Source organism: Serratia sp. Tan611 (genome assembly GCF_905188235.1).
GTDB lineage: Bacteria > Pseudomonadota > Gammaproteobacteria > Enterobacterales > Enterobacteriaceae > Serratia_B > Serratia_B rhizosphaerae.
In genome coordinates this window covers 671577-684059 of record NZ_LR994655.1, presented here as the reverse complement: position 1 = coordinate 684059, position 12483 = coordinate 671577, and the positions used below count along the sequence as shown (strand labels likewise).

Sequence of the window (12483 nt, the reverse complement as noted above, 5' to 3'; positions counted from 1 at the left end):
TCCTGTGTCGTCAGGGGGCAAGCTCATCCCCGGTGATCTTGTCATGATTGACGGTGCTGCGCCGCTGCGCGGCGTTCATCGGAATGCGCCACACCAGCAGCGCGCCTATCACCAACAGCCCGGCGACGAAATACAGCCCGGAGTTGAAGCTGCCGGTCAGATCCTTCAGCCAGCCGATCAGCAGCGGGCTGACCGCCGAGCCGATATTGCCGGTGGCGTTGATCAGCGCGATCCCCACCGCGCGCGCTTCCAGACTGATGGCGCGATCCGGCGTGGTCCAGAAAATGGCCATCGCGGTAAACGAACCGACCGACGCCATAATGATCCCCAGCAGCTGGATCAGGCTATGATGCGTGGCCGACGCCAGCAGCCAGCCGGCGGCGGCAAACAGATACGGCAAGGCGGTATGCCGCTTGCGCTCCTGCAGCCGATCCGATCGTTTACTCCACCACACCATGCCGGCGATGGTGCAGATCTGCGGGATCGCCGCCAGAATGCCGATGACGATATTGCTGCTGTTCTGGTTAAAGCTTTGCAGGATCTGCGGCGTCCAGATATTGATCGCGCTCAGGGTGTTGGTCAGGCAGAAGTAGGCCAGCGTATACATCAGCACGATCGGCGTGAACACCTCGCGCCACAGGCTGCGCGATGATGTCTGCCGCGGCGCGGCGGCGGCCGTCTGCTGCCGTTTGTCGGCCTCCATCATCGCCTGCAGGCTGCTTTTCTCCTCGGCGCTCAGCCACTTGGCCTTGGCCGGGGTATCGTCCAGATAGAACCACACCACCACGCCCAGCAGCACCGACGGAATGCCTTCCAACAGGAACAGCCACTGCCAGCCCTTCAGGTTCAGCACGCCGTCCAGCGCCAGAATATAGCCGGACACCAGCGAGCCGATCGCCATGGTGACCGGCATGGCGATCATAAACAGCGCATTGGCGCGGGCGCGGTAATAGGCCGGGAACCAGTAGGTGAGGTACACCAGGATCCCCGGCAGAAAGCCGGCTTCGGTAATGCCGACGATCATGCGCAGCACATACAGGCTGGTCGGCCCGGTGGCGAACAGCGTACAGGTGGAAGCAATGCCCCACAGCACCATAATGGTGGCGATCCAGCGCCGCGCGCCGACGATGCTCAGCATGATGTTGCTGGGAATGCCGAAAATCACATAGGTGACATAAAACAGCGTCGCCGCCAGGCCGAACATGGTGGAACTGAGGCCCAGATCCTGCCCCATGGTCAGGCCGGCGAAGCCGATGTTGATACGGTCGAGAAACGAGAAGACAAACAGAATAAACAGAAACACGATCAGACGCCGAAACAGCTTGTTAATCACCGACTGCTCGGCGGCGCTCTGCGCTTTATGCGGCTGCGAATCGACCTGGTTCATGATGGCTCCGATTAATAGACGCCCGGGGCATCGCCCTGCGCCGTTCCCGCTTTAAACTCGGCGGCCAGTTTCTCCGCCGCCCGCGCCAGCAGGGTGGTATCGACGCCCACCGCCACAAACAGCGCGCCGCACGCCAGATAGTGGCGCGCCAGATCCGCCTGCGCCATCAGAATACCCGGCGCTTTGCCAGCGGCGCGGATACGCGCGATGGCGTCATCGATGGTCTGCTGCACCTCCGGGTGCTGCGGGTTGCCGGCAAAGCCCATATCGGCGCTCAGATCCGCCGGGCCGATAAACACCCCGTCCACCCCGTCGACCTGCAAAATATCGTCCAGGTTACTGACCGCCTCGCGGGTTTCAATCTGCACCAGCACACACATTTGCGCGTCGGCGTCATGCAGGTAGTTCGGCACCCGGTTCCAGCGCGAGGCCCGCGCCAGCGCGCTGCCGACGCCGCGTATGCCGTGCGGCGGATAGCGCGTGGCGCGCACCGCCGCGCGCGCCTGTTCGGCGTTCTGGATCATCGGGATCAGCAGCGTCTGCGCCCCCACGTCCAGCAGCTGTTTGATCACCACCGGATCGTTCCACGGCGGGCGCACCACCGGATGACTCGGGTACGGCGCCGTCGCCTGCAGCTGGCCGAGCACCGTCTGCACGTTGTTGGGCGCATGTTCGCCGTCGATCAGCAGCCAGTCGAAACCGGCGCCGGCCAGCAGCTCGGCGCTGTAGCTGCTGCACAGGCCGAGCCACAGGCCGATCTGCGGGCGCTTTTCCTGCAGCGCCTGTTTGAAGGTATTGATAAGCATCGCGTTTTCCCCTGGCCGCCGTTACACAAAGCGGCAGCTGATGCAGCCCATCGGGCCGTAATCCACGTGGAAGGTATCGCCGCGTCGCGCCGCCACCGGGCGGGTAAACGAGCCGCCGAGAATAATCTGCCCGGCCTCCAGTTCGACGTCGTGCGGAAACAGTTTATTCGCCAGCCAGGCCACGCCGTTGGCCGGGTGGTTCAGCACCGCGGCGGCGACGCCGGACTCTTCAATCACCCCGTTGCGATACAGCAGTGCGCTTATCCAGCGCAGATCCAGCGCGTCCGGCTTGATCGGCCGGCCGCCCATCACCACGCCGGCGTTGGCGGCGTTATCGGAAATGGTGTCGAACACCTTGCGCGGGCGCTGGGTTTCCGGGTCGACGTTGTGGCAGCGCGCGTCGATAATCTCCAGCGCCGGAATCACGTAGTCGGTGGCGTTATACACGTCAAACAGCGTGCAGTTCGGCCCGCGCAGCGGTTTGGCCAGTACAAACGCCAGCTCCACCTCGACCCGCGGCACGATAAAGCGGTCAATGGAAATATCGCTGCCTTCGTTGAAGAACATATCGTCCAGCAATGCGCCGTAGTCCGGCTCGGTGATCTGCGAGCTGACCTGCATGGCGCGCGAGGTCAGGCCAATCTTGTGCCCTTTCAGCGTCCGCCCTTCGGCGATCTTCAGTTCCACCCACTGGCGCTGAATGGCGTAGGCGTCCTCAATGGTGATCTCCGGATGATCGATCGACAGCGCGCGGATCTGCTCCCGGTTTTGCTCCGCCTGATGCAAGCGTTGTACCGCACGGCTCAACAGGTTTTTATCCAGCATTTACCACCTCTCAGGATTGACTGAACAGCGCGTGAACATTGTTCTGTTTGTAATTCAGCACCGGGTCCAGCTCTTCCATGGTGAAAGAGAGCGCCAGGTAGCGGTTGGCCGTCAGCGCGGCAAAGTGTTCTTTAATCAGCGCAAACAGCATCTCGCCCACCTGCTGCCGGCTCTCCAGGCTGCGGCCGTGGCCGATTTTCAGCGTCATATGCACAAAAGCGTAATCCTGCTTGCCGTCGGCCATCTGCCAGGTGTCCAGCCAGATGGCGCGGCTGCGCACGCCACCGAGCGGAAAGATGCCGGTGTCCGCCAGCGCCTGATTCACCTTGGCGAACAGCGCGGGCAGCTGCGCCTGCTCGCGGATATTGTCGGTACATTCAGCGTAAAAATGGGGCATGGCTTTACCTCAGGCTTCAGCGGGAAGCGGGAACACGGCGTTGACCTGCCCGGTGCCGGAACTGGCGAACAGCGGGGTGATAAACTCCACCTTGCCGTCATACTTGTCCCAGCCGAGCAGCCCCAGCAGCATCACGGTGTCGTGCATATTGCCCTCGCCGTAGCAGTAATCGGCGTACTCCGGCAGCATTTCGCAGAACTCGCGGAAGCGCCCCTCGGCCCACAGTTTCACCACCCGCTCGTCCATCTGCTGGTCAAACTGGCGGGTGTAGCTGTTCATGCCCTCTTCGGCGCGCTGGTCGTCGATAAAACGGTGCGACAGCGAGCCGCTGGCGAGCACCGCCACGGTGCCGTCATAGTTTTCGATCGCGGTTTTGATCGCTTCCCCCAGCCGGCGGCTGTCGGCGAAGTCGTGCACGGTGCAGAAGGCGGAGATCGACACCACTTTAAAGTGGCGATCGCTGTTCATATAGCGCATCGGCACCAGCGTGCCGTACTCCAGCTTCAGGCTGGGAATATCGTGCGCCTTGGCGCGTACGCCGAGCTTGCAGGCCTCATCGGCGATCATCTGCCCCAACTGCGGATTGCCGTCGTACTCATAGCTCATATCGCGGATAAAGTGCGGCAGTTCGTTACTGGTGTAGACGCCGGCGAAATGGTCGCTGCAGTTGATGTGGTAGGCGCTGTTCACCAGCCAGTGGGTATCGAACACGATAATGGTGTCGACGCCCATTTCTCGGCAGCGCGCGCCGATCTCCCTGTGGCCGTCGATCGCCCCCTGGCGGCAGCCGTGGTTTTTTCCCGGTAGTTCAGACAGATACATCGACGGCACATGCGTAATCTTTGCGGCTAACGCTAACTTACCCATAAGTCCTCCTATCCCCTTCATCTTTCGAATTGCCGCGTTGTTGGCTGTGCGGCCCATCCATGGGCTTCCCCCTCACGGGGCCGCGGCAATCCGAAAGCGATTGGGTATAGTCCTGTTTTTAATTCAAAAACATGAGGCTTAAACGCCCCAGCGTGGGATCGGATGGTCGCCCATTGAGATGCAGACGTTCTTCATCTCGGCGAACACTTCAAAGCTGTACTCACCGCCTTCGCGGCCGGTGCCGGAGGCCTTCACCCCGCCGAACGGCTGGCGCAGATCGCGCACGTTCTGCGTATTGACGAACACCATGCCGGCTTCGATATTGCGCGCCAGGCGCATCACCTTGCTCACATCCTGGGTCCAGATATAGGACGCCAAACCGTATTCCACATCATTGGCCATCCGCAGGCCGTCTTCTTCTGACTTGAACGGCAGCAGGCAGGCCACCGGTCCGAAAATCTCCTCCTGCGCCACGCGCATGCGGTTGTCGACATCCGCCAGCACCGTCGGCCGCAGGAAGTTGCCGTACTCCAACCCCTGCGGCTTATCCGGCCCGCCGGCCAGCAGCGAGGCGCCCTCTTCCACGCCCAGACGGATATAGCCGGACACCTTCTCCCAGTGCTGCTGGCTGATTAACGCGCCGACCTGGGTCTGCGGATCGGTCGGGTCGCCCACCCGCAGGCGGTTGGCGCGCTCGGCGAAACGTTTGACGAATTCCGGGTAAATGCTTTCCTGAATGAAAATACGCGAGCCGGCGGTGCAGCGTTCGCCGTTGATCGAGAAGATGGTGAACAGCGCGGCGTCCAGCGCGCGTTCGATATCGGCATCCTCAAACACCAGCACCGGCGATTTGCCGCCCAGTTCCATCGAATATTTCTTCAGCCCGGCGCTCTGCATAATGCGGCGGCCGGTGGCGGTGCCGCCGGTAAAGGAGACCGCACGCACGTCCGGATGGCGCACCAGCGCATCGCCGGCGGTGGCGCCGTAGCCCTGCACCACGTTCAGCACCCCGGCCGGAATGCCGGCCTCCAGCGCCAGCTCCCCCAGACGGTCGGCGGACAGCGGCGACAGTTCGGACATTTTCAGCACCGCGGTATTGCCCAGCGCCAGGCAAGGGGCGGTCTTCCAGGTGGCGGTCATAAACGGCACGTTCCACGGCGACACCAGCGCGCACACCCCGACCGGCTGCACCAGGGTGTAGTTGAGCATCTTGTCGTCCACCGGGTAGGTTTTGCCGTTCATCTGCTGGCACACCTCGGCAAAGAACTCGAAGTTGTGCGAGGCGCGCGGGATCAGCACGTTTTTGGTCTGGTGGATCGGCAGGCCGGTATCGGCGGTTTCCATCTCGGCGATCTGCGGCACGTTTTCATCGATCAGCTCGCCCAGCCGGCGCATCAGGCGCGCACGCTCCTTCATCGGCGTATTGGCCCATTTCGGGAACGCCGCCTTGGCCGCCGCCACCGCCATATCGATCTCCGCCTGCCCGCCGGAGGCCACCTCCGCCAGCACCTCGCCGTTGGCCGGATTGGTGGTGGTGAAGTACTCGCTGCTGGTCACGTTTTTGCCGTCGATCCAGTGGTTGATGGTTTTCATCGCAGGCTCTCCTGATAATCGTGTTCGCTGATAATGTGGTTGACCAGGCGGCCGATGCCTTCAATCTCCACCACCACTTCGTCCCCCGGCTGCACGTCGGCCAGCCCTTTCGGCGTGCCGGTGGCGATCATGTCGCCCGGCTGCAGCGTCATAAATTCACTGAGATAGCTGATGAGATACGGAATATCGAAAATCATGTCGGCGGTGGTGCCGCGCTGGCGCAGCTCGCCGTTGATATAGGTGCTGAGCTGCAGGCGGTGCGGATCGCCGATATCGTCGCGGTCGACGATATACGGGCCGATCGGCGTCAGGCCGTCGCGGCTTTTCACCCGCAGGTTCGGCCGATAGTAGTTTTCCAGGTAGTCGCGGATGGCGTAGTCGTTGCACAGGGTGTAGCCGGCGACGTACTCCATCGCCTGCTCGCGGCTGACGTGACGGGCGGTTTTGCCGATCACCGCCACCAGCTCGGCCTCATAGTGCATGTACTCCACCCCGGCCGGACGCACCGACACCTGGCGGTGGCCGGTCAGGGTATTGGCCGCCTTCAGAAACACCAGCGGCTCTTCCGGCGCTTTAAATTCCAGTTCGCTGGCGTGGTCGGCGTAGTTCAGCCCCAGCGCGAACACCGTGCCCTGTGCCGGCGGCAGCCATTCGACGTCGGTTTCATTCAGTTGCGTGCCGTCCGGCAGCGTGACCCGCAGCTGCTCGTCAACGCTGACGTTAAACATCTGGCCGTGATGGCGAATGCGCGCGTGCTTCATGCTTGCTCTCCTTCCAAAACCGCAACGTTGCTGAGTGCCGGCAGGCCGGCGGCGCGGATCGTCACCTCGTCGCCCGGGTTAATCGCCACCCGCTGATGCGGCGTGCCGATCAGCAGCACATCCCCCGGCTGCAGCGTAATAAACTCGCTGATGGCGGCCAGCAGCTCGCCGCCGGAACGCACCAGATCCGCCGTTGACCAGCGATCCTGCTCCACGCCGTTGATCTCGGTGACAATCTGCAGCCGGTCGATGTTATCCAGCTGCGCCATCTCGCCCAGCGGGCAGAAGCCGTCGCGACACTTGGCCTTGATCGCCGGGCGGTAAAAGCTGCTCTCCGCCAGGCTGACGTCGTTGGCCAGCGCATAGCCGGCGATATACGCCGCCGCCTGCGCCGCCGGCAGCTGGCGGGCGGTATCGCCGATCACCAGCGCCAGCGTGCCGCCGCTGTAAACTTTTTCTGCCGCCGGCAGCGGGATCTGACCGCCGGGGCTCAGGTAGGTGTTACGCGGTTTGATAAACCATACTGGGGTCTTCGGCGGGGTCTTGTAGGGCGCGTCATGGAACGCGCGGTCCCAGGCGTCCATCTGGCTGCGGTGGTTAAGCGCCACCGAAAATACGGTTCCTTTCATGCAAACTCCTATTGTCACAAATCAGGACATCCGGCATTCGTTAATATATTAATGATTACTTTTAACCGCTGCTCAGCATTTACGCAACGCCGTTAATTTGATTTGTGATCGTGATAACAAAATATTCACAACCCCAAAACATATTGGTGATATTTCAAATAATTAGCCTTTTTAAGCCCTATTTTTCACGCTGAGACACATTTTCCCTTTATCCACGACGCCAAATATGGCTACTATTAAGTTATTAATAAAAATCGAACGGCCGGCGCCTGAACGCCGGATGCGCCAACACTTTGATAGCAAAGGCCCGACATATGCATGAATCCCTCACCATTGCCCTGTTGCAGGCGCGCGAAACCGCGATGGGCTTTTTCCGCCCGATCCTGAAAAGCCACAACCTGACCGAACAGCAGTGGCGCATCATCCGCGTGCTGGCCGACCAGCGTTCGATCGAATTCCATGAGCTGGCGGCGCAGACCTGCATTCTGCGCCCCAGCCTGACCGGCATTCTGTCGCGCATGGAGCGGGATAAGCTGATTTTCCGCCTGAAACCGGTTAACGATCAGCGCAAGCTGTATGTCTCGCTGACCCAGCAGGGCCAGGAGCTGTATGAGGTGGCGCGCCATCAGGTTGAACAGGGCTACCGTGAGATTGAGGCGGCGTTCTCGCCGGAGAAAATGCAGCAGTTGATGGCGCTGCTGGATGAGCTGATCACCCTGGGCGAGCAGCAGCCCGCCAACCTGGTCGCGCATCCCGCCAAAAAGTGACGGCCCTCAGGACGCGGCGGGCCGGGCCTCCGGCAGCAGCGCGCCGCCGTCCACCACCAGCGTCTGGCCGGTGATATACCCCGCCGCCGCAGAGGCCAGAAACACCATCGCCGCAGCGATATCTTCCGGCTCCCCCAGCCGGCCAAGCGGCACCGCGCCGCCAATCGCCTGATTGAAGGCGTCATCCCCCAGGTTCGCCATCGCCGGTGTGCGGATCATGCCCGGTTCCACGCCGTTGACCGTAATGCCGTAAGGCGCCAGCTCCAGCGCGGCGGCGCGGATAAAGCCGTTCACCCCGGCTTTGGAGGCGGCATAGTGCGCCAGCCCGGGATAGGCCACCTTCGGCCCGGTCACCGATGAGGTCACCAGAATGCGCCCGCCGCCCTGGCGGCGCATCCACGGCAGCGCCGCCTGCGCCAGATGGAACGGCGCCATCAGGTTGACGCTGAGGGTGCGCTGCAGCAGCGCGCGGTCAATCTCGGCAAACGGCGTCAGCGGGAAATAGGCGGCGTTATGCACCACCACGTCCAGCCGGCGGCAGCGCTGCGTTACCTGCGCCACCAGCGCGGCGGTCTGCGCCGCGTCGCCCAGATCGCACGCCAGCGCCTGCGCCGACCCACCCTGCTCTGTCAGCTGTTCCGCCGCCTGCCGCGCCTTATCATGCTGGAGATCGGCCACCACCAGCGTGGCCCCCAGCCGGGCAAAGGCACCGGCGATCGCCAGCCCGATGCCCTGCGCACCGCCGGTCACCAGCACCACCTGCCCGCGGAACGCATCCGCGGCGAAGGTCATGCCCCGCTCCGCGGATGGCGGGTGGTATTGAGCACCTGCGCATGCGCGCCGACGGCAAAATTACTCAGCGCGCTGAAGTCGCTGCCCTGATAGCCGAGGATCTTGCCGTCGGTACGCAGCCCCTGCAGATCGATCATCACCACGCCGAGGGTCGGAATGATCTTTTCGCGCCAGACAAACAGATACAGCTGCTCTGCCACCTTGACGTAGTGGCAGCGGTCAACGTCCGCCAGCCCTTTCTCCACCCCGTCCAGACATTGCCAGGCGTAGAAATTGTCGTTCAGGTAGATATGCTCATAGCGCTCGGTGGGGCTGTAGGTATACATATTGCGCATGCCGATCAGTTCGTCGGTAAACGCCGGCAGCGGCGCATCGTCATCCGCCAGCCGGCCGAAGCGAAACTCGGCCGCCACCGCGGTCAGCGGCAGCCCCTGCTCCACCCGGCTGAAAGCGTCCAGGCGCGTCTGCGCCTCATCCGGCAGTTGGCCGTACACTGCGGTGAAATTGCCCAGCGCCCGATTACATACCAGCGTAATGCTGGCGTTGGCGCGCTGCGGGTCGAGGAAGTCGATAAACAGCACGCCAGGGCGCAGCGCGGTGGCGCGATAATCCGCCGGCTGCCCGCGCCAGTGCATCGTCTGTCCGTCGACAAAGCAGACGTCGAGACGCTCGCCGTCGGCAAAGTACAGGCTCAGCGTCTGCCCGGCCAAATCGTCCTGCGCCTGCAGGGTATGACTGTCGGGGGCAAAGCCCTCCGCCAGTGCGCCAACCTGAATAAACACCGCTTCTGAATGCATTTGTCGCTCCTTATAGGGAAGTAAAAGCCAGAGTAGGCACATCCACCACGCCGGCGCCGCCGTCGGCCACCAGCGTGGCGCCGGTAATGATCGACGCCTGCGGCGAGCAGAGAAAACAGCACGCTTCGGCGATCTCTTCGGCGCTGGCCGGCCGCCGCAGCGGCACGTCGCGGCATACCTGACGGTAAGCCTGATCCAGCGTCCAGCCGTGCGCCGCCATCAGCGGCCGCATCTCTTCATCGGCCATCGGCGTGGTCACCCAGCCGGGGCAAATTGCGTTGGCGCGCACCCCGAGCGGGCCGTAATCGCGCGCCACGGAGCGCATCAGGCCGATCAGCGCATGCTTGGCGGTCACGTAGCCGCACGCCTCCGGCCCGGCGGCCAGCGAGGCAATCGACGCCACCAGCAGCAGGCTGCCGCCGCTTTTCACCAGCTCCGGCAGGCAGGCGCGCGCGCTGGCGAAGGCGCTGTTGAGGTTGCTGTCCAGCGCCTGCCGCCATGCGGCGTCCGTCATCTCGCCCAGCGCGCCTAATCCCATGCCGCCGGCGCTGCCGATCAGGCAGTCGATACGCCCGCCCTGGCGCATAATCTGCGGCAGCAGCGTGTCGCGCCAGCTGTCGCCGCAGGCGGCGTCGCCCACCAGCGCCGTGGCGCCAATCTCCGCCGCCAGCGCCTGCAGCGGTGCGGCGCGGCGGCCGACAATAAACACCCGATCGCCCTGCCCGGCCAGTTGCCGGGCGCAGGCGGCGCCGATGCCAGTACCGCCGCCGGTAATCACCACCGTTCTAGTCATCGATTTTCTCCATCAGTTGCGCCACCATCAGACACGCGCTGAGCAGCAGACAGCGCTGCGCCGCGGTCAGGCGTAAATAGCGCCGGCCCGGCGGCAGGCGGCTGACCACCTCGCAGGCGGCGAAATGTTCGATGCTGAACTGCCAGCGCCCCGCCGCCAGCGTCAGCTGGGCATGGCGGAAATCCAGCTGCGCCAGCGTCGCGCCGATTTGCGGATAGCGCGCCAGCCAGCCCGTAAGCTGCCGGGCGGCGGCCTCATCGCCCGCCGTGCAATAGCGTACGCCGCGTTGCCGCCACCAGCCGGTGCCGCGCACCGTCAGCCGGGCGCTGCCCGTCAGCGCAGTGCGGCCGCTCAGGGAAAAACGGTGGCTGACGATATGCGCCAGAAACAGCGCCTGCGGCCGTTCGCTGATCTCAAGCTGCGGCCCCTGCGGCAGCGTCAGGCATAGACGGCCGGCGGACAGCCGATCGCAGGCATAGGGACGCAGATCCGCCTGCAGCCGGTCGAGCGCGCTGCCGGCGCGGTAGCCGGCCGGTTCACGCTGCCAGACGCGGTTAACCGAGGGACGTAAGGCGATCAAACTGCACCTCCTCGCGTTCCGACTTATCCAACGCCTGCATCAGCACCTGCTCCACCGGCACCGGCTTGAACGGGTTGACCCGCTGCACGCACAGCGTCCAGAACAGGGCGTACACGGCGGTCAGGCCGATCATGATGCCGAACGGGATATACACCGCGCTGCGCGGCATGCCCGGCGGCGCGATATAGATAATCGCCAGCACGATGCCGATGCTGGACACAATCTGCGGTAGCGGAAACAGCGGCGATTTATAGGCGCGCGGCAGATCCGGCCGGCGGATGCGCAGTAGCACCACCGACAGCGTCACCAGCAGGTAGGCCACGCCCCAGGCGCACACCGCCGCCAGCACCATCGGGATAATGCGCTCCAGATCGCCCTGAATGGCGAAGGCGTGCACGCAGGGGATCAGCACCGCCACGGCAATGCCGACCACCGGCGTTTTAAAACGCGGATGCAGGTAAGCGAACGCCTTCGGCAGCGCGCCGTCCAGCACCATGCCGTACAGAATGCGCGGCACCGCGGCCATCAGCGTATTGATGGTCGCCGCGCCGGCCAGCAGCAGGCCGACGCCCAGCCAGTATTTGCCGAACTCGCCCATCACCTGGCCGGCGAACGCCGGGATCGCCATCGGCGTATCCAGCAGGCGCACATGATGCTCGGCGTCGACCACCACGTTCTCCACCTGATGGCTGAGCGCCGCGCCGTACAGCGCCATACAGGCGGCAACGCCGCACAGTCCCAGCGCCATGGCGCGCGGGATCACCCAGGCCGAGCGTTTGATCTCCGGCGCCATCGGCGTCACCAGTTCGCAGCCGACGAACATAAACATCGCCATCCCCACCAGGCTGAACACCGCAAAGGGATCGCTGACGTCCAGCGCGCTGCCGAACCAGCCGGGCAGCGCCACCGCCGGCGGCGACAGCAGGCCGGCGATGCCGAAAATCACCAGCGTGCTCCACATGCCGAAGGTCAGTACGATTTCCGCCTTGCCGAACGCCTCAATGCCGAACGCGTTCAGCAGGCCGAAAATCACCACCAGCCCGACGCCGACCATCCATGAGGCGTTATGGCTGGTCGCCAGGGTGTTGAGATGTTCAAAATTCACCAGCGCCATGATGCCGGCCAGAATGGTTTCCGCCGTACCGGCGAAGATATGCACGATCAGATAGGCGGACAACGCGCCGGTAATGGCGAAGAAGCGCCCCATGCCGCAGGAAATGTAGTCGTAGACCGAACCGGTGGTCGGCAGGATCGCCGCCGCTTCGGCAAAGGTGGTGAGCTGCGCCTGCATCATCACAAAAGCGATCAGCATCGCCAGCGCAAAGGTATCGCCGCCGATGCCGAAACCGCTGGTTACGGTCAGGATCACCGGGCTGGCCATAATCACGCCGACCGAGCTGGCCAGCGTGGTGGGAAAGCCCACCTTGCCTCGTTCAAGGTGGGCGGAAAGGCGCGACGACAGGTTCATCGGAATATCCTCTGCAGGTTG

Annotated in this window: 14 protein-coding genes; 1 reads left to right on the top strand and 13 read right to left on the bottom strand. The window is 63.5% G+C overall.

What is annotated here, in order from left to right; translation table 11 throughout:
* Nucleotides 1-10 precede the first annotated feature (10 nt).
* The 8 genes from hpaX to TAN611_RS03120 form a co-directional block, all read right to left on the bottom strand.
* A complete protein-coding gene (gene hpaX, locus TAN611_RS03155; protein WP_203067288.1) occupies nucleotides 11-1387 on the bottom strand; it encodes a 4-hydroxyphenylacetate permease in 1377 nt (458 codons plus the stop codon).
* Nucleotides 1388-1398: 11 nt separating this feature from the next.
* On the bottom strand, nucleotides 1399-2193 hold the full coding sequence (hpaI, locus tag TAN611_RS03150) for a 4-hydroxy-2-oxoheptanedioate aldolase (protein WP_105229653.1): 795 nt from the start codon (nucleotides 2191-2193) through the stop codon (nucleotides 1399-1401).
* Between the two features lie 21 nt (nucleotides 2194-2214).
* Complete coding sequence (hpaH, locus tag TAN611_RS03145; RefSeq protein WP_203067287.1) at nucleotides 2215-3018, bottom strand: 2-oxo-hept-4-ene-1,7-dioate hydratase; 804 nt, start codon at nucleotides 3016-3018, stop codon at nucleotides 2215-2217.
* A 10-nt stretch (nucleotides 3019-3028) separates the two neighbouring features.
* The gene (locus tag TAN611_RS03140) at nucleotides 3029-3415 is read right to left on the bottom strand and encodes a 5-carboxymethyl-2-hydroxymuconate Delta-isomerase (RefSeq protein WP_203067286.1); all 387 of its coding nucleotides are present in this window, start codon (nucleotides 3413-3415) and stop codon (nucleotides 3029-3031) included.
* 9 nt (nucleotides 3416-3424) lie between these two features.
* A complete protein-coding gene (gene hpaD, locus TAN611_RS03135; protein ID WP_105229650.1) occupies nucleotides 3425-4282 on the bottom strand; it encodes a 3,4-dihydroxyphenylacetate 2,3-dioxygenase in 858 nt (285 codons plus the stop codon).
* Nucleotides 4283-4420: 138 nt separating this feature from the next.
* Nucleotides 4421-5875: a 5-carboxymethyl-2-hydroxymuconate semialdehyde dehydrogenase gene (hpaE, locus tag TAN611_RS03130; protein ID WP_105229649.1), complete on the bottom strand. Its 1455-nt coding sequence runs from the start codon at nucleotides 5873-5875 to the stop codon at nucleotides 4421-4423.
* Entirely contained in the window at nucleotides 5872-6636 is a 765-nt protein-coding gene (locus tag TAN611_RS03125) for a fumarylacetoacetate hydrolase family protein (RefSeq protein WP_105229648.1), read from the bottom strand. Before TAN611_RS03125 ends, hpaE begins: the two co-directional genes overlap by 4 nt.
* Nucleotides 6633-7265 carry a fumarylacetoacetate hydrolase family protein gene (locus TAN611_RS03120; RefSeq protein WP_203067285.1) on the bottom strand — a complete coding sequence of 211 codons (633 nt, stop codon included), beginning with the start codon at nucleotides 7263-7265 and terminating at the stop codon, nucleotides 6633-6635. The genes TAN611_RS03125 and TAN611_RS03120 overlap by 4 nt, the downstream gene beginning before the upstream one ends.
* A gap of 314 nt (nucleotides 7266-7579) precedes the next feature.
* Between TAN611_RS03120 and hpaR the strand changes: the two genes are divergently transcribed.
* Nucleotides 7580-8032, top strand: a complete 453-nt coding sequence (gene hpaR, locus TAN611_RS03115; protein WP_105229646.1) for a homoprotocatechuate degradation operon regulator HpaR — start codon at nucleotides 7580-7582, stop codon at nucleotides 8030-8032.
* Nucleotides 8033-8038: 6 nt separating this feature from the next.
* Here hpaR and TAN611_RS03110 read toward each other — a convergent pair whose 3' ends face one another.
* The 5 genes from TAN611_RS03110 to TAN611_RS03090 are packed head-to-tail and all read right to left on the bottom strand — an operon-like array spanning nucleotide 8039 to nucleotide 12462.
* On the bottom strand, nucleotides 8039-8824 hold the full coding sequence (locus tag TAN611_RS03110; protein ID WP_203067284.1) for an SDR family oxidoreductase: 786 nt from the start codon (nucleotides 8822-8824) through the stop codon (nucleotides 8039-8041).
* Nucleotides 8821-9621 (bottom strand): molybdenum cofactor biosynthesis F family protein, encoded by an 801-nt coding sequence (locus TAN611_RS03105; protein WP_203067283.1) that lies wholly within the window; start codon nucleotides 9619-9621, stop codon nucleotides 8821-8823. Before TAN611_RS03105 ends, TAN611_RS03110 begins: the two co-directional genes overlap by 4 nt.
* 10 nt (nucleotides 9622-9631) lie before the next feature.
* Nucleotides 9632-10414, bottom strand: coding sequence for an SDR family NAD(P)-dependent oxidoreductase (locus TAN611_RS03100; RefSeq protein WP_105229644.1), 783 nt, complete (start codon nucleotides 10412-10414; stop codon nucleotides 9632-9634).
* Nucleotides 10407-10994 carry a DUF3156 family protein gene (locus tag TAN611_RS03095; RefSeq protein ID WP_203067282.1) on the bottom strand — a complete coding sequence of 196 codons (588 nt, stop codon included), beginning with the start codon at nucleotides 10992-10994 and terminating at the stop codon, nucleotides 10407-10409. The genes TAN611_RS03100 and TAN611_RS03095 overlap by 8 nt, the downstream gene beginning before the upstream one ends.
* On the bottom strand, nucleotides 10969-12462 hold the full coding sequence (locus tag TAN611_RS03090; RefSeq protein ID WP_105229642.1) for an APC family permease: 1494 nt from the start codon (nucleotides 12460-12462) through the stop codon (nucleotides 10969-10971). The genes TAN611_RS03095 and TAN611_RS03090 overlap by 26 nt, the downstream gene beginning before the upstream one ends.
* Between the last annotated feature and the right edge of the window lie 21 nt (nucleotides 12463-12483).